General features: G+C 60.9%; 22 protein-coding genes. 20 read left to right on the top strand and 2 right to left on the bottom strand.

The genetic code is table 11. The features are described 5' to 3' along the window. The 20 genes from VK725_RS16200 to VK725_RS16105 form a co-directional block, all read left to right on the top strand. The coding region (locus VK725_RS16200; RefSeq protein ID WP_325319091.1) for a flagellar hook-length control protein FliK at positions 1 to 605 on the top strand (605 nt) is incomplete at its 5' end. 298 nt (positions 606 to 903) lie between these two features. Then, entirely contained in the window at positions 904 to 1,407 is a 504-nt protein-coding gene (locus VK725_RS16195; protein ID WP_325319090.1) for a flagellar basal body-associated FliL family protein, read from the top strand. A gap of 13 nt (positions 1,408 to 1,420) precedes the next feature. Beyond that, positions 1,421 to 2,434: a flagellar motor switch protein FliM gene (gene fliM, locus VK725_RS16190; RefSeq protein ID WP_325319089.1), complete on the top strand. Its 1,014-nt coding sequence runs from the start codon at positions 1,421 to 1,423 to the stop codon at positions 2,432 to 2,434. Then, positions 2,431 to 2,787, top strand: coding sequence for a flagellar motor switch protein FliN (gene fliN / locus VK725_RS16185; RefSeq protein ID WP_325319088.1), 357 nt, complete (start codon positions 2,431 to 2,433; stop codon positions 2,785 to 2,787). Before fliM ends, fliN begins: the two co-directional genes overlap by 4 nt. Before the next feature lie 2 nt (positions 2,788 to 2,789). Continuing rightward, complete coding sequence (gene fliO, locus VK725_RS16180) at positions 2,790 to 3,170, top strand: flagellar biosynthetic protein FliO (protein WP_325319087.1); 381 nt, start codon at positions 2,790 to 2,792, stop codon at positions 3,168 to 3,170. 131 nt (positions 3,171 to 3,301) lie between these two features. Beyond that, positions 3,302 to 4,183 (top strand): flagellar type III secretion system pore protein FliP, encoded by an 882-nt coding sequence (gene fliP / locus VK725_RS16175; protein ID WP_414648523.1) that lies wholly within the window; start codon positions 3,302 to 3,304, stop codon positions 4,181 to 4,183. Continuing rightward, positions 4,180 to 4,449: a flagellar biosynthesis protein FliQ gene (gene fliQ / locus VK725_RS16170; protein ID WP_325319086.1), complete on the top strand. Its 270-nt coding sequence runs from the start codon at positions 4,180 to 4,182 to the stop codon at positions 4,447 to 4,449. The genes fliP and fliQ overlap by 4 nt, the downstream gene beginning before the upstream one ends. Next, complete coding sequence (fliR, locus tag VK725_RS16165) at positions 4,446 to 5,213, top strand: flagellar biosynthetic protein FliR (RefSeq protein ID WP_325319085.1); 768 nt, start codon at positions 4,446 to 4,448, stop codon at positions 5,211 to 5,213. The genes fliQ and fliR overlap by 4 nt, the downstream gene beginning before the upstream one ends. A gap of 216 nt (positions 5,214 to 5,429) precedes the next feature. Then, positions 5,430 to 6,572, top strand: a complete 1,143-nt coding sequence (flhB, locus tag VK725_RS16160) for a flagellar biosynthesis protein FlhB (protein ID WP_325319084.1) — start codon at positions 5,430 to 5,432, stop codon at positions 6,570 to 6,572. A gap of 18 nt (positions 6,573 to 6,590) precedes the next feature. Continuing rightward, entirely contained in the window at positions 6,591 to 8,681 is a 2,091-nt protein-coding gene (flhA, locus tag VK725_RS16155) for a flagellar biosynthesis protein FlhA (protein ID WP_325319083.1), read from the top strand. A 143-nt stretch (positions 8,682 to 8,824) separates the two neighbouring features. Continuing rightward, positions 8,825 to 10,183: a flagellar biosynthesis protein FlhF gene (gene flhF, locus VK725_RS16150; protein WP_325319082.1), complete on the top strand. Its 1,359-nt coding sequence runs from the start codon at positions 8,825 to 8,827 to the stop codon at positions 10,181 to 10,183. After that, the gene (locus VK725_RS16145; protein ID WP_325319081.1) at positions 10,180 to 11,124 is read left to right on the top strand and encodes a MinD/ParA family ATP-binding protein; all 945 of its coding nucleotides are present in this window, start codon (positions 10,180 to 10,182) and stop codon (positions 11,122 to 11,124) included. The genes flhF and VK725_RS16145 overlap by 4 nt, the downstream gene beginning before the upstream one ends. A 1-nt stretch (position 11,125) precedes the next feature. After that, positions 11,126 to 11,863, top strand: a complete 738-nt coding sequence (locus VK725_RS16140; RefSeq protein ID WP_325319080.1) for an RNA polymerase sigma factor FliA — start codon at positions 11,126 to 11,128, stop codon at positions 11,861 to 11,863. A gap of 229 nt (positions 11,864 to 12,092) precedes the next feature. Further along, on the top strand, positions 12,093 to 12,500 hold the full coding sequence (gene cheY / locus VK725_RS16135) for a chemotaxis response regulator CheY (RefSeq protein WP_126674404.1): 408 nt from the start codon (positions 12,093 to 12,095) through the stop codon (positions 12,498 to 12,500). Then, on the top strand, positions 12,497 to 13,141 hold the full coding sequence (locus VK725_RS16130; protein ID WP_325319079.1) for a protein phosphatase CheZ: 645 nt from the start codon (positions 12,497 to 12,499) through the stop codon (positions 13,139 to 13,141). The genes cheY and VK725_RS16130 overlap by 4 nt, the downstream gene beginning before the upstream one ends. Positions 13,142 to 13,154: 13 nt before the next feature. Then, entirely contained in the window at positions 13,155 to 15,059 is a 1,905-nt protein-coding gene (locus VK725_RS16125) for a chemotaxis protein CheA (protein ID WP_325319078.1), read from the top strand. A gap of 1 nt (position 15,060) precedes the next feature. Continuing rightward, positions 15,061 to 15,801 (top strand): flagellar motor protein, encoded by a 741-nt coding sequence (locus VK725_RS16120; protein WP_325319077.1) that lies wholly within the window; start codon positions 15,061 to 15,063, stop codon positions 15,799 to 15,801. Next, positions 15,798 to 16,892, top strand: a complete 1,095-nt coding sequence (gene motD / locus VK725_RS16115) for a flagellar motor protein MotD (protein WP_325319076.1) — start codon at positions 15,798 to 15,800, stop codon at positions 16,890 to 16,892. Before VK725_RS16120 ends, motD begins: the two co-directional genes overlap by 4 nt. 9 nt (positions 16,893 to 16,901) lie before the next feature. Continuing rightward, positions 16,902 to 17,378, top strand: a complete 477-nt coding sequence (locus tag VK725_RS16110) for a chemotaxis protein CheW (protein ID WP_325319075.1) — start codon at positions 16,902 to 16,904, stop codon at positions 17,376 to 17,378. Continuing rightward, positions 17,368 to 17,769 (top strand): DUF2802 domain-containing protein, encoded by a 402-nt coding sequence (locus VK725_RS16105; protein ID WP_325319074.1) that lies wholly within the window; start codon positions 17,368 to 17,370, stop codon positions 17,767 to 17,769. Before VK725_RS16110 ends, VK725_RS16105 begins: the two co-directional genes overlap by 11 nt. A 7-nt stretch (positions 17,770 to 17,776) precedes the next feature. Here VK725_RS16105 and VK725_RS16100 read toward each other — a convergent pair whose 3' ends face one another. Together VK725_RS16100 and VK725_RS16095 are read right to left on the bottom strand one after the other, a co-directional pair. Next, positions 17,777 to 18,043, bottom strand: coding sequence for a flagellar biosynthesis protein (locus VK725_RS16100; protein WP_325319073.1), 267 nt, complete (start codon positions 18,041 to 18,043; stop codon positions 17,777 to 17,779). Beyond that, entirely contained in the window at positions 18,040 to 19,179 is a 1,140-nt protein-coding gene (locus VK725_RS16095) for a flagellar hook-length control protein FliK (RefSeq protein WP_325319072.1), read from the bottom strand. The genes VK725_RS16100 and VK725_RS16095 overlap by 4 nt, the downstream gene beginning before the upstream one ends. Between the last annotated feature and the right edge of the window lie 602 nt (positions 19,180 to 19,781).

The raw sequence follows: 19,781 nt of genomic DNA, 5'->3' as shown, positions 1-19,781 counted from the left end.
CCGACAGCACACAAGCGCTGGCTGCTACCGCGATGACGGTAGGTCATGCGGCATTGGGCATCGCCAACGCGACGCCTTCGACCAATTCAACCCAGAGCACGCCGGATTTTGCATCGCTGCGCGGCGCGTTAGATGCCACAGCGGTTGCCACACAACCGGCAGCCAGCACGTCTACGTCGCACAGTCTCTCCACCGACGCGCCCGTTGGTTCATCCGGCTTCGCGAAAGAGCTTGGCCAGCAGGTCACCTGGCTGTCCGGCCAGGAAGTGAAGCAGGCACAGATTCGATTGAATCCCGAAAACCTCGGGCCGCTCGATGTGAAAGTGAGCGTGGAGCATGGCCGCGTCGACGTGGCGTTTACGACGCAGCATCCGGATACGACGGCTGCCGTGCAGCAAGGTCTGGATCAGCTGAACCAGATGCTGGGCGGGCAGGGTTTGTCGCTCGGGCATACGACGGTGGGGCAGCATGGGCAGCAGCAGTTTGGCGGGTCGCAGCAGCACGGGTCTTCACAAACATCCGGCAGCACGGCTGACACCAATGAAGACACTGCCTCGTCAGTGCTACAACGAGTTGCGGTCGGCCTGGTCGACGCGTTCGCCTAACCCTCGCTCGTCATTCCGGCCTACGTCGGAATGACGGTGAGGCGGGTTCACGAGTGTCGTTGGTCAACAAGCCTCGTGCTTTCCGTGAAAAAAAACACACCTGACGGAATCGCCACACCCCACGCGCGCCTGCCAACCGTCACGCGTCAATAAAACGCCATCCTCGTCTAACCTCCCACGCGAAACCGCGCCGTTATGCGGTTCCCGCGGATGGCACGCCGCTTGCTAAAACCTCTTCAGAAAAGCCCGTTTCATTGGATTCGTGGCGCCATGTCATTCACAGGAACTGAGGTCACTCATGGCTAACGCCGACATTGCAGAGGACGTTGTACCCGCCGCCCCGCCTACGCAGAAGAAAGGTGGCAAGAAATGGATGGTGATGGGGTTGGTCGCCGTGCTGGTTTTGGGCGGCGGCGGCTTCGCGTTGACGCACTCGCACGGTGCGAAAGCGTCGACCACGCAGGCCGAAGCACCGAAACAGGCCCAGTTGTTCCTGCCGCTCGATCCGGCTTTCGTAGTGAATTTCGCCGATCAGGATTCCACGCGGTACCTGCAAGTGGGCGTAACTGTCATGACGCACGACCCGGACGCCATTCAGGCGATGAAAGACAGCGATCCGGTGATTCGCAATGCGCTGGTGATGTTGTTCAGCGCGCAAACCTACGCGGGCTTGAGCGACACCGCCGGCAAAGAAAAGCTTCAGGCGCAGGCACTGACTGCCGTGCGCAAGATCGTCGCCGACAAGACCGGCAAGCCGGCTCAAGTCGACGCGTTGTACTTCACCAGCTTCGTGATGCAGTAACGGGGACCGCGCAATGAGCGACCTGCTTTCGCAAGAAGAAATCGACGCGCTGCTCAACGGCGTCGACGACGGCAAGATCGAAACCGAAAGCGACCTGCCGCCACCGCCCGGCACGGTGCTCGATTTCGATTTCACGCAGCAGGATCGCATCGTTCGCGGCCGTCTGCCGACACTCGAAATGATCAACGATCGCTTTGCGCGCTTCTTCCGCACGGCGTTGTTCGGCGTACTGCGCAAGACCTGCGAAGTATCCGTCCTCGGCGTGAAGATGATGAAGTTCAACGAGTATGTGCACGGTCTGGCTGTGCCGAGCAATCTGAATCTCATCCGCATGAAGCCATTGCGCGGCACGGGGCTCGCGGTGATGGAGCCGCGTCTCGTCTTCAGCGTGATCGACAACTTCTTCGGTGGCGATGGCCGCTATCACGCGCGCATCGAAGGCCGCGACTTCACGCCGACCGAAAATCGCGTGATCCAGATCCTTCTCAAGGAAGTGTTCGCGTCGATGGCCGAAGCCTGGGCGCCGGTCATGGATATCCAGTTCGAATTCCTCAATTCGGAAATCAATCCGCAGTTCGCCAACATCGTCAGTCCGACCGAAACCGTCGTGGTCTCGCGCTTTCGCATCGAAATGGATGGTGGCGGCGGTGAAGTGCATCTCACCTTGCCGTACTCGATGGTCGAGCCGATTCGCACGATGCTCGATGCCGGCGTGCAAAGCGATCGCATGGAACGCGACGACCGCTGGATCGCCTGCCTGCATGAAGAAGTGATGGACGCCGAAGTGGAGATCAGCTCGCTGCTGCTGGAAACCCAGATCAGCATCGGCGAATTCCTTTACCTGCGTATCGGCGATGTAATCCCGATCACTTTGCCGGAAGTCACCACGGTATTTGCCGAAGACATTCCGGTGTTCCGTGGTCAATACGGTCAATCCAGCGGCCGTTACGCCATTCGTTACAAGTCCGCGGCGGGCCGCCGCGCCCCGCGTGTTTCTCTCGAACTCACTCAAGAAAAATCCCTATGAGCACTGAATCTGCACTCACAGCTGGCGCAGCGAAAAGCGCCGAACAACGCCTCGAGTTCGATACATTGAACGAAGCCCGCGGCGACTCCGCCGATGTCAGCTTGGACATGATTCTCGATGTGCCGGTGACGCTCGCGATGGAAGTCGGCCGCACGCGCATCAGCATCCGCAACTTGCTGCAACTCAATCAGGGTTCGGTGGTGGAGCTGGATCGCGCGGCAGGCGAACCTCTGGATGTCTTCGTTAACGGCACGCTGGTCGCGCACGGCGAAGTGGTGGTCATCAACGAGAAGTTCGGTATCCGACTGACCGACGTGATCAGCCCGGCCGAGCGGGTGCGCAAACTGCGATGAACATGGCCGTAGCTATCCTGGCGCGCGCGCCGATGGTGAGCGTGCCCGATATCAACGTGACCGGCGAATTGATTCGTGTGGTGCTGAGTCTGGGCGGCATTATCGCGTTGATTTTCGCCGCGGGGTGGATCACGCGCCGCTTGCAATCGCGTCAGTTTATCGGTGGTCGTCGCTTGCGTTGCGTGGAGTCGATGTCGATCAGCGCACGCGAACGTGTGCTGTTGATCGAAGCCGATGGCAAGCGCCTGCTGGTTGGTGTCGGTGCGGGTGGTGTGCGTGCATTGCATGTGTATGAGGGGACGGTTGCGACGGAACAGGCGCCGGCACCGGTAGCTACGCCACCGTTTGCAGAGTTGTTGAGTCGCCTGGGGCGCAAGTCATGAAAGTCACCGTATATAGCCCCTCTCGACGCTCGTCATTCCAGCGAAAGCTGGAATCCAGTGCCTTTTCTTTGGATGCACAAACGTCAAAGTCAATGGATGATTCGCTTCGCTCACCCCTTCGGGGCCGTCCTTTGGACGTTCTGCGCGCTTTGCGCTTGTCCAGCTTTCGCTGGAATGACGGATTCGTTGGAGTAATCGGCAAGTTCGTGCGTCGTGCATTTTTGCTGCTGATGCTGGCGCTGCTTCCGTTTGGCGCACATGCCGCAGACACCTCGTCGACGACAACATCCGCTTCGTCGTCGCCGATCGCGCCGATAGCCCCTATTTCATCGTCGCCAGCGGGTATCCCGGTATTGACGGTGCAGAACGCCGGCTCGGGCCAGAACTGGAGTCTCTCGCTGCAGGTGGTCGCACTGATGACAGTGCTCACCATGCTGCCGGCGGTGTTGCTGATGATGACGTCGTTCACGCGCATCATCATCGTGCTGAGTTTCCTGCGTCAGGCACTCGCCACACAATCCACGCCGCCCAATCAGGTGTTGCTCGGGCTGGCGCTGTTTCTCACGATGTTCGTGATGTCACCGGTACTCAATCGTGCGTATCAGGATGGCGTCAAGCCCTACATGGATCACACGATGAGCGCAGATCAGGCGATTCCGGCCGCCGCTGCGCCGTTCAAGCGCTTCATGCTCGATCAGACGCGCGATGCGGATCTGCAGCTCTTCACGCGTCTGGCGAAAGATCAGCCCTATGCAAGCAAGGAAGACGTGCCGTTCCGCGTCGCCATGCCAGCGTTCATAACGAGCGAGTTGAAGACCGCATTCCAGATGGGCTTTTTGTTGTTTGTTCCGTTTCTTGTCATCGATCTCGTGGTGGCGAGCGTGCTGATGTCGATGGGTATGGCGATGGTGTCGCCAACGATCATCTCGCTGCCGTTCAAGATCATGTTGTTCGTGATGGTCGATGGTTGGTCGTTGCTGATCGGTACGCTTGCGGGGAGTTTCTATACATGACGCCGGAATGGGTAATCACTTTCGGTCAGCACACGCTGTACGTCGCGATGATGGTGGCTGCACCGTTGCTGTTGACCGCGCTGCTTGTCGGTTTGCTGGTGGGCGTGATCCAGGCGGCCACGCAGATTCATGAAATGACGTTGAGCTTCATTCCGAAGTTGCTTGCGATGGCGCTGGTGGGCCTGATCGTTGGCCCTTGGATGTTGCGCACACTCATACAGTTCACGCACGACATCATTGTGGGGTTGCCGGGGGCGATCAAGTGACGATCGAAATGTCGGCGCTGATTTATTGGCTGTCCGGCATGCTCTGGGCGCTCGGTCGCGTGGGCGGATTCTGCATGGTCGCGCCGATCTTCAGCGCAACGGTGATGCCCGCGCGCGTTCGCGTGGCGATGCTCGTTGTCATCACGATGGTGTTGTCGCCGCTCGCCCCCACGCAGATGGATCTTTTCAGTGCGACTGGCGTTGCGACAATGGTGTCGCAGATTTTGATCGGCGCCAGTATTGGTTTTGTGCTGCAGCTTATTTTTCAGGCGGTTTCTTACGGCGGCATTCTCATCGGGCAGGCGATGGGTCTGGGTTATGCCGAATTGGTCAGCCCGATGACCAACACCAGCTCGCCGGTGCTCGGTCAGTTCTATCTTGTACTGGTCTCGATGTTGTTTCTGGCGATGGATGGCCATCTGCAGGTGATCTCGTTGTTGGCGGATAGTTTTCGCAGCTTGCCGCCGGGTGCGACGGGTCTGGACACGAAATCGTTGTTCGCGTTGGTTGCTGCGGGTGGCGATCTTTTCTCCGGCGCGTTGCGCGTGGCATTGCCGGCGATGACGGCGTTGCTGCTGGTGAATATCGGCTTTGCCGCGACTAGCCGTGCATCGCCGTCGATGAATCTGTTCTCGGTCGGCTTTCCGATCACCCTCTGCATGGGTTTCATCGCCTTGTGGCTGGCACTGCGTGGACTCGCCAGTGCTTATGCTTCCCTGCAAACCGCAGGGTGGACTTTGATGCGGCATCTGGCGGGAATGTGATGATGCGGCAAGTTGTTACGCAATCCAGCTCAGTGAATCCCTCTCCCTTCGGGAGAGGGTGCCGGCAGGCGGGTGAGGGTGCGATCAGCGCGCGCGGTGGGAGTTTTGCGCGAGACATCATCGTCGCGCTTCGTGCGTACCCTCACCCCAACCCCTCTCCCAAAGGGAGAGGGGCTTCGGTCGGGAGAGGGGCTTCGCTCAGCCAGGGTGTAGCCCATGGCTGAGGGTGCCGAACACGAAGATAAAACCGAACGAGCGTCAGACAAACGACTCCAGGACGCGCGCGAAAAAGGCGACGTTCCCCGATCGCGCGATCTGTCCGGTGCGCTCGTCGTGCTGGCAGGCGCCTCGGTACTGCTGGCGAACAGCTCGCAGATGTACGCGCACATGCACAACATCTACGCATTCGGGCTGAGCTATTCGCGCGAAGCGTTGTTCAGCGATCACCTCCCGTCGCGTGTGCTTTATCAGGTGCTGCGCGAAGTGTTGGCCATCCTTACGCCAGTGTTTGCGGCAACGCTGATGGCCGCGATCGGCGCGACTGTCGCCATCGGGGGTCTCAACTTCAGCTCCGAAGCGCTGATACCGAAGTTCGAGCGGCTCGATCCCATCGCCGGTTTTGGCAAGCTCTTTGCGCTCAAAGGTCTGATCGAGCTGGCGAAGTCGCTGCTCAAGGTTGCGTTTATCGGCTGTGCGATGGTGTTGCTAGTGCGTCATGACATACCCGATGTCATGGCGACGGGACGCGGATCGATCGACGCGGGCGTCGGTCAGTCACTCACACTGGTCGCGCACGCTGCGATGCTGTTTGCCGTGGTACTTGCGTTGATCGGCGGCGCGGATGCTGTGTGGCAGCGTATCGATTACGGTCGCCGCAATCGCATGACCAAGCAGGAAGTGAAGGACGAACACAAGGACATGGAAGGCAGTCCGCAGCTCAAGGGCCGCATCCGCTCGATGCAGATCCAGATCGCCCGGCGCCGCATGATCCAGGAAGTGCCCAAGGCCGATGTGATCGTCGTAAACCCGACGCACTTTGCCGTCGCGTTACGTTATGACGACGCTCGCATGCGCGCGCCGCGCGTGGTGGCGAAGGGCGTTGACGTAATTGCCCAGCAAATTCGCCTAGTTGCAGCGGCCCACAACGTTCCTCTGGTCGAAGCGCCGCCGTTGGCACGCGCTTTGTATGCAACGACTGAGCTTGGGCAAGAAATCCCGGCGGCGCTGTACGTAGCGGTCGCTCAGATCCTGGCCTATGTCTATCAGTTGAAGCAGGCCACGCAGCATGGTGGCCCGGCTCCGACGGTTCCGAAGCCGGATATCGATCCGGAACTTCAGGGACGCTACCGCGAACCGTAATTCTCAGGATTGAACAGCATGGCCACAGCAAGCGCTCTGGATACCTTCAAATCAGTAAGCCGGCGCGGTATCGGTGCGCCTATCGCCATGCTGGTGATGCTGGCGATGCTGATGCTGCCGATGCCGCCGTTCGTGCTGGATATCCTCTTCAGCTTCAACATCGCGCTGTCGCTGGTGATTCTGCTGGCGGTGGTCTATGTAATGCGGCCGCTGGAATTCGCCGCGTTCCCGACGGTCGTGCTGATGGCCACGTTGTTGCGACTGGCGCTCAATATCGCATCCACGCGCGTGGTGCTGCTGCATGGCCACGATGGTCCCGGCGCGGCGGGCAAGGTGATCGAAGCGTTCGGCGAGTTCGTGATCGGCGGCAATTTTGCCGTCGGTCTGGTGGTGTTCACGATCTTGATGATCATCAACTTTGTGGTGATCACCAAGGGTGCCACGCGCGTGTCCGAAGTGACTGCGCGCTTCACCTTGGATTCGATGCCCGGCAAGCAGATGGCGATCGACGCCGATCTCAACGCGGGTCTCCTCACGCAGGAGCAGGCGCGCGAGCGCCGTCAGGAAGTGCGCGAAGAAGCGGATTTCTACGGCTCGATGGACGGTGCGTCGAAGTTCGTTCGCGGCGACGCCACCGCGGGTATTCTGATTCTGGTGATCAACATCGTCGGCGGCTTTTTCGTCGGCGTGCTGCAGCACGGCTTGAGCGCTGCGGAAGCGGCACGCACCTACACGCTGCTTACCATCGGTGATGGCCTGGTTGCACAGGTGCCGTCGCTGATGCTGTCGATTGCAACGGCCGTGATCGTCACGCGCGTGTCCAAGTCGCAGGACATGGGCAAGCAGATGGTCGGGCAGGTGTTCGCGCAGCCGCGCGCACTGGCCGTTGCCGGTGTCGTACTCGCGGTGATGGGCCTGATTCCGGGTATGCCGAACATCGCATTCCTGTTGCTCGCCAGCACCTGCGGTGGCGCGGCGTGGATGATGATTCGGCGCGAACAGGAAGCGAAAGAGCGTCTGGCCCAGGCATCGACCGAAGCGCTACCGGCGCCGGCAGCGGCCGAACGTCTGGAACTGGGTTGGGAAGACGTCGCCAGCGTCGATCCGATTGGCCTGGAAGTGGGTTATCGCCTGATTCCGCTGGTCGACAAGAATCAGGGCGGCGAAGTGATGGCGCGCATCAAATCGGTGCGCCGCAAGTTGTCGCAGGAGCTGGGTTTCCTGGTGGCGCCGGTGCATATCCGCGACAACCTGGATCTTGGCCCCAACACCTATCGCATCTCACTGATGGGCGTGCCGATGGGCGAGGCGGAGGTTTATACCGAGCGTCATCTAGCGATCAATCCCGGCCGCGTGCACGGCACCGTGCAAGGCGTGGCCACGCGCGATCCGGCCTTTGGACTGGAAGCGGTGTGGATCGAGAACAACCAGCGCGATCACGCGCAGGGGTTGGGCTACACCGTGGTCGATCCGGCGACGGTTATCGCCACGCATCTGTCGCACATCCTGCAGAACCACGCGCACGAACTGCTCGGTCACCAGGACGTGCAGCAGTTGCTCGACCGTCTTGCCCAGAGCGCGCCCAAGCTGGTGGAAGACCTGGTTCCCAAGCGCCTGTCGCTGGGTGTGGTGGTCAAAGTCCTGCAAAACCTGCTGGCCGAGCGGGTGCCGATCCGCAATATGCGGACCATCGTCGAGTCTTTGGCGGAGCACGCCGGCCAGAGTCAGGATCCCGGCGCCCTGACCGCCCATGTGCGCGTGGCCCTGGGCCGCCAGATCGTCCAGGAAATCGCGGGGTTGGGCACGGAAATCCCCGTTCTGACGCTGGCGCCGGAGCTGGAACAGATCTTGCTCGGATCCCTCTCAAGCAGTGGTGCCGCTGGTGCCGCCGTGGAGCCGGGTCTTGCAGACCGCCTGCAGCAGAGCGTTGCCGAGGCGGCGCGCAGGCAGGAGGTCAGCGGTGAACCGGCAGTGATGTTGGTGCAGCCGCAGTTGCGTCCATGGCTCTCCCGCTTCACGCGCCACGTGGCCCAGAACCTGCATGTGTTGGCTTACAACGAAGTGCCTGACAACCGCCGAGTACGACTCGTGCAAGCCATCGGGCGCTGAGCATCGCATCACTGCAACGACGAACAAGACAACCACAAACACCGCACACGCAACGCGCAAGTCATGGAGCAACGGATGAAACACCACAGCGTGAAAACTGAGCAGTCACACGCGACATCCGTGGCTCGTGCCGGGAGTGAAGCATGAAGATCAAACGGTTCCTGGCTTCCGATATGCGCCAGGCCATGCGTGACGTTCGCGCGGAGCAGGGCGCCGATGCGGTGATCCTCTCCACGCGCCGTCTTGAAGATGGCATCGAGATCATTGCTGCGGTGGATTACGACGAATCGCTGATGCGCGAAGCTGCGCGTCACGGCGCTCCCACTCCTGCGCCCGAAGCAAAGGCCGCTGTTGCCGAAGCGCCGAAGAAAGAAGCGCCGAAAAAAGAACCGATCAAGGAAAGTGCGAAAGATCGCCTGAAAGAGATTGCGCGCGAACCGCGTGCCGCCGCACCTGAAACACGCGTAGTCGCTGCGGAAGTGCGTACTGCCACACCGCCGCCGCCGCCGGTTCCGCCGAGCGAAGTGGCGATGCTGCAACCGATCGTGGAACAGAGCGTGCTGGAAACCGCGCGCATGCGCAACGAACTCGGCGGCCTGCGTCAGTTGCTCGAACAGCAACTATCCAGCCTGGCGTGGAATGACATGGAGCGCCGCAGTCCGATGCGCGCCCGCGTGCTGCGCGACATGAGCCGCCTGGGCATCGATACCGACGTCGCACGTCAGCTCATCGACGAATTGCCCGAAGAAATCAACCTCGACCAGGCGCGCTATCTGCCGCTGGGTTTGTTGAGCCGCAGCTTGAAAGTCAGCGGCCGTCGTCTTGCCGAAGGCGCAGGCGTCACCGCGCTGGTGGGCCCCACGGGTGTCGGCAAAACGACCACGATTGCAAAGCTTGCTGCGTGCGCGGTGATGAACCACGGCCCGAGCAAGGTCGCGCTGGTCAGCACCGATCATTACCGCATCGGTGCCGCCGCGCAGCTTGAACATTACGGCCGTCTGCTCGGTGTGCGCGTGTATCCCGCGTACGACGCAGCCGGTCTGGCGCAGACGCTGCATCTGTTGCGCGATCACCACACTGTGTTGGTCGATACGGCAGGTGTGTCGGGCAACGATCCTCGTCTGCAACAGCAGATGGATGTGCTGCGCGAAGCAGGTACACACGGCACCGCCAAGCTGCGCGCCTGTCTGGTGCTTGCGGCAAATGCACAGGCCTCCGCGCTGGATGAATCGGTGCGCGCTTATCTGCCGCTGCAGCTGAGTGCATGCATCGTCACCAAGCTCGACGAAGCGCCGAGCCTGGGCGGTGTGCTTTCCGTGCTGATCCGTCACCGCATTCCGCTGGATTGCACGACGGATGGGCAGCGCGTTCCCGAAGACATCAGCGCCGCCGACGCGCGCACCCTCGTGTGCCGTGCCGCGCAGGCGCAGCGCCGATTGGGGCCGGGCAGCGACGATCTGGATATGGCCGATAAATTCGGCATGGTAGTGGCAGGACTATGAGCGAGGCGATGCAAGTGAATCAGGCAGCAGGCTTGCAAAATCTTTTTTCTTCCCCGACGCCGTCGCAACGGGAAGAGCGCGACATCTATCACCAGGCCGCGAGCCTGCGCCGGGTGCCGCAGAAACGCCGCATCACGCGCACTATTGCAGTGGCGGGTGGCAAAGGCGGCGTAGGCAAGACAACTGTCGCTGTGAACCTTGCGATGAGCATGGCCATGGCGGGAAAAGATGTAATGTTGCTTGACGCCGACATGGGCGTGGCCAATATCGACGTGCACCTTGGCCTCTCGCCGACGCGGCACATCGGTCATTTGCTGGAAGGTCAATGCACGCTGCAGGATTTGATCCTCACGGCGCAGAACGGTTTGAAGGTCGTGCCGGGTGGCTCGGGTGTGCGCCGGCTGGCGAAGATGGGTAACGGCGAACACGCTGCCGTGATCCGCGCTTTCGACGAATTGATCCAGCCGCCGGAACTTCTAATTGTCGACACGTCCGCGGGCGTGGCCGACAATGTTGCGATGTTCGCCGCCGCGGCCGATGACGTGGTCATCGTGGTCTGCGACGAACTGGCCTCGCTCACCGACGCCTACGCATTGATCAAGATTCTCGCGCACGACTTCGGCGTCCGTCGCTTCCGCGTCGTGGCCAACATGGTTCGCCAGGCCGGCGACGCGAAAAAACTGTACGAAAAACTCGCTCGCGTATGCGGCCGCTTCCTCGATGTCGCGCTCGACTACATGGGCATGGTGCCGCACGACGAATGGTTGCGTCAGGCGATTCGCCGCCAGGGCGCGGTGGTCGATCTGTGGCCATCCAGTCGCGCAGCGTTGGGATTCAAGCAATTGGCAGGTGCGGTCGATACATGGGGAGAACCCGCGTACCCGGACCTCGGCCGCATTGCTTTTTTCAGTGGCCAAAGCGTACCGGCTGCGGGGTGGTGATATGAACGTGGCTTCGGAATATCTGCAGCTGCAACGCGAAGATGCGGACCAACTGGTGCGCAGGCACGCGCCGCTCGTACGGCGTATTGCCTACCACCTGATGGGGCGGCTGCCACCGAGCGTAGACGTAGGAGATCTGGTCCAGGCAGGAATGATCGGCTTGTTGGAAGCGGCGCGAAACTTTACGACCGATCGCGCAGCAAGTTTCGAAACGTATGCGGGTATCCGCATTCGTGGCGCCATGCTCGACGAACTGCGCCGCACCGATTGGACGCCCCGTTCGGTGCATCGCAAGGTTCGCGAAGTGGCCGAAGTGGTGCGGCAGATCGAAAACGAAACCGGTGCGGATGCGGACAGTGCCGAAGTGATGAAACGACTCGGCATCAGTGCCGAGGAATATCACCAGGTGCTCGCCGACGCGACCAGCGCACGACTGCTCAGCCTGACCGCGCCCGATGACGGCGACGGCGGCGAAGGCAGTGCACTGGACGTGGCCGACCACGAATCGCTCGGTCCGTCGGACAGCATCGAGAAGGATGGCTTGCGCGAAGCACTCGCTGAAGCGATCAGCATGTTGCCCAAGCGCGAGCAGTTGGTGATGTCGCTGTACTACGAGCAGGAATTGAACTTGAAAGAAATTGGCCTGGTGCTTGGCGTGACTGAATCGCGCGTGTGCCAGATCCATGGTCAGGCATTGGTAAGGCTGCGCGCACGCATGGGTGACTGGCGCGACAGCTGAGATATGCATGGGGAGCGAACGACATAACGATGAAACGACACCTTGATCGCTAACCCCTCTCCCGTCGGGAGAGGGTGCCGGCAAGCGGGAGGAGGGTACGGCCAGTGCGTCAACGCGCATCGTCAACCGCGCCCTCAACCGCCCTGCGGGCACCTTCTCCCGGAGGGAGAAGGAAAAAACGAACACCGTCTCACTCCTCCCCATCGTTCAGCTTTTCGGAGATAAGCGTTTGGACAAGAACATGAAAATTTTGGTGGTAGACGACTTCTCCACCATGCGGCGAATCGTTCGCAACCTGCTCGTCGAGCTGGGTTTCAGCAACCCGATGATCCAGGAAGCCGACGACGGCCATAACGCAATGACCATGCTGAAGGCCAGTCCTTTCGACATGGTCGTGACCGACTGGAACATGCCGAACATGACCGGCATCGAATTGCTCCAGGCGATTCGCGCCGAGCCCAAGCTCAAAGGCTTGCCGGTGTTGATGGTCACCGCGGAAAACAATCGCGAGCAAATCATTGCCGCCGCACAAGCCGGCGTGAATGGTTACATCGTCAAGCCTTTCACCGCGGTCACGCTGAAGGAAAAGCTGGACAAGATCTTTGAGCGCCTGGCCGCCAGTGGAGCTTCCGCATGAACGCAACGACATCCGCCGTGGTTGGCGAAAACCTGCCGCCCGAAGTCGTGGCGTTGCTCAACAGCGTCGATGGCGCTGCGTTCGAGCAAGCGCTGGATGTGATGGTGCGCCAGCGCGAACTGCACATGTTCCGCGCGCTCGGCGTGCTGGCGCGCGACCTGCACGGTGCGGTCTGCCGTCTTGGCAGCGACCTCGCCAACGAAGGTCTGCCCGACAGCATGACCAACGCCCGAAACTATCTGGCCGAAGTGCTGGATATGAGCGCCAAAGCCGCGCATCGCAGTCTCGATTTCGTCGATCGCATGCGTCCGGAGGCCGAAGCGCTGTCGGCCAACGCTGTCGCGGTGCTCGATTTCAGCAAGGGCGAATCCGACCCCGCCGCCGTGCTGGCACGTCAGGCGCAGGTGTTCGCCAGTACCTGCACGGATGGTCTCAACGACATGGTGCTGGTGCAGTCGTGGCAGGACCTCGCCGGTCAGCGCGTCAAGAAAGTCGTCAATTTCATCGAGAGCGTCGAATCGTCGCTGCTGGAACTGGTGCGCATCACCGGTGCACTGGCCGGTCGCGAAGCGCCGGTGGAAGTGGCGAAGGTCAACAGCCAGGACGAAGTCGATCGTCTGCTGAGCGAATTCGGATTCTGACTGGAAGGTATGGATGGATGCGAACCTGGACATCGAGCTGCGCGATGCCTTCCTCCTCGAGGCGGGCGATCTGCTGCAAAGGCTCAATGAACAGCTGATCGAGCTGGAAGGTTCGCCGCACGACAGCGAGCTGCTCAATGCCGTGTTTCGCGTCTTCCACACCGTCAAGGGCGGCGCGGGATTTCTTGCCGTCGACCCGATGGTGCAGCTGTGCCATTGCGCGGAAGAGTTGCTCAACGACGCACGCAATGCGCGCGTCGTGCTGGATGCAACGCATATGGATGCGTTGCTGGAAACACTCGATCTGCTTAACGTGATGATGGAGCAGCTCGCCAGCAGCGTGCCGATGGCGCCTCCGCCGGAAACGTTACTGCATCGTCTGCACCCGCCGGCACACGCCAAAGCAGCGCAGCCGGCGAAGGCGATCGATCCGATCGAGGCCGAATTCGAGGCGATTCTCGATCAACAGCGCGCCCACCCCAAGACCGAAGAACCGTCGCATATCGACGACAGCGAATTCGAAGCGCTGCTCGACAATCTCTACGGCCAGGGCGGTGCACCCGGTGCGCTGCCATCGGCATCGAAGGACAACCATGAAATCGGCGAGGATGAATTCGAAGCCTTGCTGGATAACCTGCACGGCAAAGGCGCGGCGCCTGGGGGTGTGGCAACACCTGTAGCTTCTGCACCCGCGCCGGCAGCTGCCGAACCGGCACGCGCTGCGGCGGCGCCCAAGCCGCAAGCAGAAAATACCGTGCGTGTCGACACGGCACGACTGGATACGCTGGTCAGCCGCGCAGGCGAACTGGTGTTGCTGCGCAATCGTCTGCTGAGTCTGGCAGCACGCAGCGAACACGAGGCCTTGTCGAACATGGCAGGCGATCTGGATCGCGTTTCCGACGATTTGCAGAACGCGGTGCTCGGCATGCGCATGCAGCCGGTGGGCCGCTTGTTCCAGCGCTTTCCGCGTATCGTGCGCGATCTCGCGCGTCAGCTCGGCAAAGAGATCGAGCTGATCCAGGAAGGCGAAGACACTAATCTCGATCGCAGTCTGGTCGAAGCGCTTGCCGATCCGCTGGTTCATCTTCTGCGCAATGCCGTCGATCACGGTCTGGAAGACCCGGCCGGGCGAGACCGTGCAGGCAAGCCGCGCAAAGGCAAGGTCAGGCTTTCAGCCAGCCAGCGTGGCGAGCGCATCGTGATTTCCGTGAGCGACGATGGTCGCGGCATGGACCCGGAAGTGCTTCGCCGCAAGGCCATTGAAAAAGGCATCATCGATGCGACGCAGGCAGCACGCCTGTCCGAAGTCGAATGCTACGAACTGATTTTCCGTCCCGGCTTCAGCACCGCCGCGCAGATTTCCGATATCTCTGGCCGCGGCGTCGGCATGGATGTGGTGAAGACGCGCGTCGCCGAACTCGGCGGCACGCTGCAAGTGCATTCGCGCTTGGGACATGGCAGCACGCTGGAACTCACCGTGCCGCTGACGCTCGCGATCCTGCGCGTGCTGATGGTGCGCTCGGGCGATCGCTTGTTTGCGTTACCGCTTGGCAACGTCAGCGAAGTGTTCGAACTCAATCCGCAGCATGATCACATGCTTGATGGCCGCCGCGTTGCCGCGCATCGTGGTCGCGCGCTGGTGCTTGGCGATCTCGGTACATGGGCGGGTGTGAAGGAATCGAGCGGGAGCCATGTTGTCGTGTTGCACGTCGGACACATGCACCTGGGTTGTCTCGTGCATGAAGTGCTTGGTCGCGAAGACGTCATGGTCAAGCCGTTGGGTCCGTTATTCGAAGGCATTCCCGGCGTCGCTGGCGCCACCGTCACCGGTGACGGCCGTCTTGCGCTGGTGCTGGATCTCGCTGCGCTGTCGCAGGAGGGTGGACCGCTGCTTCCGTCGTTAAAGGTGCCTGCCTGATATGGATATCGTAAGCATCATCGGCACGATCCTCGCCTTTGCGGTGTTGATTGTTGGCGCCATCCTCAAAGGCACCGATGTTTCGGCCCTGTGGAACCCGGCTGCGTTCGTGATCGTGTTCATCGGCACCATCGCCGCATTGCTGCTGCATACGCAGGGTAAGGTGCTCAAGCGTGCGATTGGCATGCTGACGATGGTGTACCGGCCACCTGTCGTTCATCCGTCCGATCTCATCAGCCGCGTGATTGGCTGGAGCGAAATCTCGCGTCGCCAGGGTTTGCTTGGCCTCGAACCGCACATCGATGCCGAAGAAGATCCCTTCGTCAAAAAAGGCTTACAGTTGCTGGTGGACGGCAGCGAACCGGAAGCGATTCGCGGCGTGCTGGAACTGGAAGTGGAAACGCGCGAGCAGGTCGATCTGCACGCGGCCAAAGTCTACGAGCAGGGCGGCATCTATTCGCCGACGATGGGCATCATCGGTGCGGTGCTCGGCCTGATGGCGGTGATGCGCGATCTCACCGATCCGGCCAAGCTCGGTCACGGTATTGCGGCCGCATTCGTCGCTACCATTTACGGCATCAGTCTCGCCAACTTGCTGTTGCTGCCGATCGGTGCGCGTCTGAAGTCGCTGATCAACAAGCAGACGCAAGTGCGCGAAATTCTCATCGAAGGCCTGATCTCGATTGCCCAGGGCGATAACCCGCGACAGATCGAAAACAAGCTGCAGGGTTACCTCGTATGAGGCGGCGTCACAAACACGAGGACCACGTCAACCACGAAGCGTGGGTCATTCCCTATGCAGACTTGCTGACGCTGCTGCTCGCGCTGTTTGTGGTGTTGTATGCCATGTCCAGCGTCAACACAACGAAGTATCGCGCGCTGGCGCAGGCCATTTCCTCAGCGTTCAACGGTTCGCGTTCGGTCATCACGCCGATCACACCGAACTCGCCGCAATCGAGCACGCCGGTGCCGACCAACAAACCTGTGCCGATTCCGCGCTCGCCGTTGCCGCAGATCCTGTTGCCAGAACTCAAGGAACACATTACGCCGGCGCCGCTCTCGCAGCAGACACCGGACAAGGCCAACGAAAAGCTCACCGAAGAGCAGCAAAATCTTGAGCGCATTCGTAGTGAAGTCGAACATGCGCTGCAGCCATTGATCGACAAGAATCTGGTCGTCGTGCGACGTACGCCGAACTGGCTGGAGATCGAAATCCGCACGGATATTCTGTTTCCCAGCGGTGTGGCAACGTTGTCGCCCTCGGCGAACAGCGTGCTGACCAATCTGGGCGACATTCTGGCGCCGTTCGCCAATCCGCTGCGCGTGGAGGGTTATACCGACGACGTGCCGATTGATACGAACACCTACCCCTCGAACTGGGAGCTATCGGCCGCGCGTGCTGCGAGCGTCGCCCGATTGTTCTCCCAGCATGGTGTCGATCCGGAGCGCCTGGGTATTGTGGGTTGGGGGCAGTATCGCCCCGCTGCCGACAACGAAAGCGAAGACGGCCGCAATAAAAACCGTCGCGTGTTGGTAGTCGTGTTGAGCGATAAGGCGGGCCCCCGCCGCTTCTATACCAACAGCGATGCAATCAACACGACGGCCGATACCGAAACGGACAGCAGCGACGATGAAACCGCCGCGACGTCCACACCGGCTGCCTCATCGACAGCCGCTGCGCCGATTGTGACGGCAGCCGCCATTTCAGCGCCTCCCGCGACTCCTGCTGGCACGATTCCTGCTCCCAAAATCATAGTGCCGGTGGCGACGATTGTGACGCCACCGGTCATCGATACGTCACCGCATTTGGCGGCACCCGACAGCAAGGGATAACGGCAGCACATGAGTCTGGTTCCCAACATCGAGGCGATTTCGCGTGAGCCTTGGCTGTCCTTTCAGCTGGACGGCCAGCATTACGCCGTGCTGCTGAGCCAAGTGAGCGAAGTGATCCGCGACAGCGAACCGACGCCGGTGCCTGGTGCTGCGGAGGATCTTCTGGGCATTTGTCATCTGCGCGGCAACATCGTGCCGGTGATGGATGGTCGCCGCCGTCTTGGTCTCAACACGCATGCGCCGGTGGATGCAGCGTCGACACGCATCGTGGTGTTCGCACACGATGCGCATCGCATTGGTTTGCGCGTGGATGCGGTGGGCGATTTATTGCAGCCCGATGTCAATACCATCGAGCTGCCACCTGCGCGTTCCGGTCGTGTCGACGATCCGGTTCACGCCGTCATGGGCTGGCAAGGTGGTTTTGTAGCATTACTTGATGTACTACGCCTCTGTCGCCTCAAACAGGAGTTGCAGCATGTGGCTTGAAGCGATCGTTATCGCGCTGGTTGTGCTTCAGATCGCCACGCTGTCCTTGTTGTGGGGTCAGCGTCGTCGTTTGCAGCGCGTGCTGACACTGAAAGAAAGCGAGGCCGGCGGCATTCCTGCGTTGATGATCGTCAACGCACTGAATAAGATCGATCACCGGCTGAATCAGCTCGAACAGGGCACGCAGAAAACCGATGCGCCGAAGCGTTCAGTCGAGATTCGTGCGATCCAGATGACGGCGTCCGCGAATCAGCAAGCTGCGACGAACAACTATGAGCTCGCGCAACTCATGGCGCGCGATGGCAGCGATCTGGATCAACTGATGTTGCGCTGTGGTCTATCGCGCAACGAAGCGGAGTTGATGCTGCGACTTCACGCCAAGCGCGCGTGATCGGGCATTACGTCTTTTTCGCGGCGTCGTAGATGCCGGCAAGCATGGCTGCAGCCGCGGCATAAAGCAGTGGCGGCACATCGGCATTCATGCGCAACGATGCAAGCACGGCGGCGATCTGCGGATCGCCGTGCAGCGGCAAGCCCAGTGCGCGCGCGTGCTTGAGAAGATTGTCGATGTTGCCGGTATTCAGTTGCGACGAAGAAACGTTGTCGCCGCCCGACAGGCGAAGCACGACTTTGCGCTGTGGCGATGGCAGCAGCGGTGGGCTCATACGGTCGCCTTCAGAAAAACCGCGCTGACGCTGTTGCCAGCGTGGGGAAGCCCGACCTGACAGCTCAGCTGGTCGAGGAACAATCCCGTCGCGTTGAGCCGCGTGCGGAAGTTTTCAAATTCGCTTTCCAGTCGGTCGGCGGTGTCGCGATGCTGCGTCCACAACCGAACGGAGAGTCGCAAGCCGCGCAATTGCAATTCGCCCACGATGGGTCCGAGTGACGGCAGATCCAGCGAAAAACCGAACGTCCAGCTTTCACCCTGTTCGGAGTGCTGTTGTTTGAGCAACAGCTGCAACACGTCTGCGCCGTCGGCGTCCTGCACGGGGATTTCCACCGTCCAGTGTGCCGGTGTGGCTTGCAATTGTGCGACTTCCAGGCGCGCCAGCGCGGCTTGTGCATCGGTGTAAAGACGTGGCAGAAAATCGGTCGCCTCGTTGGTCTGAGCCAACTCCGGCGGCAAGTAAAAACGTCCTTGGGGTATCACGCCGCGATAGAGCAGCGGCGGATCGATTTCGACATCGTTGCCTTCGCTCGCCAACGGCTGGCCTTTGAGAATCGCGACCAGGCGCAACAGCGCGCCTTTCATATCGTCGTGCGCCGTCGTTACGTCGGTGGCGGGAGCCTGTGCCAGTTGCGATTCCAGGAACAGACCGCTGCGATTGACCGCCATGCGTAAGCCTTCCGGCGTGGAAACTTCTTCCGGCGTGCTCATGCTGTGTTCGAGCAGGGCGAGCGCCGAACGCAAGTCAGTCGGAAGTTGGCGCACGACGCTCCATTGCGACAGCGTGTTTACCGTCGCGAGCAGGGGCGCGTAACCGTTCTGTTGCGGTAGAAGTTCGCGTAACGCCTGGTTGACGCTGTTGTCCGGGTGGGTATCCATCCCGCCGATCACTTCCAACTGCGGCTGTGCGCCCAGGCTCAGCACACGGACCTGAAATTGTTGTGGGAGTTGTTTGGAACCGGGCGCTTCGGCGGCAACGGTAAGGCTACCGATTTGCATCACCATGAGACCTTCCTGGCTAAAGCCGAGGGGGCGCGCAGACAGCACGCTGCCGATGCGCCAGCCTTCTGAGCTGGCACCGGCGGCGGCACCGAGCCAGGTCAGTGCGGCGACGCTAGTTGGCTGGATGATCACGCTGGGCTCCTCGGTCCGGCGGTGCGCTGCATCGCGGGTTTGCGCAGGACTTGAGGATGAGTATCGGCGGCGGGTTTGGGAACTTTAGGGGTTTTCTTTTATTTTTTTTGCGTGATCGCCGGATTTGCGACTCCGCCCCAATTTCGTCATTCCAGCGAAGGCTGGAGGCGTTTTACAACAGCGAAGCTGGTCATCCAGTGACTTTGTCGTTGGGTTTCGCGTTGTCGCCAGATTGCTCGCCTGCGCGGCGGGCGTTTCGCCCGCCTGCCGGCGGCCGAGTTACTTTTCTTTGCTTGCCCGCGCACACGCAGGAGCGTGTGCGAACAGCGAAGCTGGCCCGAAGGGCGTAGGGCATGGATGCCCGGAGTCAAGAAAAGTAACCAAAAGAAAGGACACCCCGGAGAGCGCGCCCTACGGGTGCGCGAACGGGTTACGGGGTTTTTCGACAGCACGTCCTGTGCTGGCGAAAAACTGGCTGGCATCCATGCCAGCCACCCTTCGGGCTTTCCTTCACCCGTTCGCCGCGCTCTACGGGGCCCCGGTTTAAGAGCCAGAGCAGCGCGCGGTGCGCGCACGTCTCGCTGTCGCCTCGCGCTAGTCGA

Origin of the sequence: Dyella sp., assembly GCF_035486915.1 — a bacterium.
Lineage (GTDB): Bacteria > Pseudomonadota > Gammaproteobacteria > Xanthomonadales > Rhodanobacteraceae > Dyella_B.
The sequence above is the reverse complement of the archived record's forward strand: the minus strand, read 5'-3'. Positions and strand labels throughout refer to the sequence as shown.

Bases quoted from the DNA above. Each gene is read 5' to 3' on its own strand.
- VK725_RS16195 (WP_325319090.1), top strand. From the start codon at position 904: ATGGCTAACGCCGACATTGCAGAGGACGTTGTACCCGCCGCCCCGCCT.
- fliM (WP_325319089.1), top strand. From the start codon at position 1,421: ATGAGCGACCTGCTTTCGCAAGAAGAAATCGACGCGCTGCTCAACGGC.
- fliN (WP_325319088.1), top strand. From the start codon at position 2,431: ATGAGCACTGAATCTGCACTCACAGCTGGCGCAGCGAAAAGCGCCGAA.
- fliO (WP_325319087.1), top strand. From the start codon at position 2,790: ATGGCCGTAGCTATCCTGGCGCGCGCGCCGATGGTGAGCGTGCCCGAT.
- fliQ (WP_325319086.1), top strand. From the start codon at position 4,180: ATGACGCCGGAATGGGTAATCACTTTCGGTCAGCACACGCTGTACGTC.
- flhB (WP_325319084.1), top strand. From the start codon at position 5,430: ATGGCTGAGGGTGCCGAACACGAAGATAAAACCGAACGAGCGTCAGAC.
- flhA (WP_325319083.1), top strand. From the start codon at position 6,591: ATGGCCACAGCAAGCGCTCTGGATACCTTCAAATCAGTAAGCCGGCGC.
- flhF (WP_325319082.1), top strand. From the start codon at position 8,825: ATGAAGATCAAACGGTTCCTGGCTTCCGATATGCGCCAGGCCATGCGT.
- VK725_RS16145 (WP_325319081.1), top strand. From the start codon at position 10,180: ATGAGCGAGGCGATGCAAGTGAATCAGGCAGCAGGCTTGCAAAATCTT.
- VK725_RS16140 (WP_325319080.1), top strand. From the start codon at position 11,126: ATGAACGTGGCTTCGGAATATCTGCAGCTGCAACGCGAAGATGCGGAC.
- VK725_RS16130 (WP_325319079.1), top strand. From the start codon at position 12,497: ATGAACGCAACGACATCCGCCGTGGTTGGCGAAAACCTGCCGCCCGAA.
- VK725_RS16125 (WP_325319078.1), top strand. From the start codon at position 13,155: ATGGATGCGAACCTGGACATCGAGCTGCGCGATGCCTTCCTCCTCGAG.
- VK725_RS16120 (WP_325319077.1), top strand. From the start codon at position 15,061: ATGGATATCGTAAGCATCATCGGCACGATCCTCGCCTTTGCGGTGTTG.
- motD (WP_325319076.1), top strand. From the start codon at position 15,798: ATGAGGCGGCGTCACAAACACGAGGACCACGTCAACCACGAAGCGTGG.
- VK725_RS16110 (WP_325319075.1), top strand. From the start codon at position 16,902: ATGAGTCTGGTTCCCAACATCGAGGCGATTTCGCGTGAGCCTTGGCTG.
- VK725_RS16105 (WP_325319074.1), top strand. From the start codon at position 17,368: ATGTGGCTTGAAGCGATCGTTATCGCGCTGGTTGTGCTTCAGATCGCC.
- VK725_RS16100 (WP_325319073.1), bottom strand. From the start codon at position 18,043: ATGAGCCCACCGCTGCTGCCATCGCCACAGCGCAAAGTCGTGCTTCGC.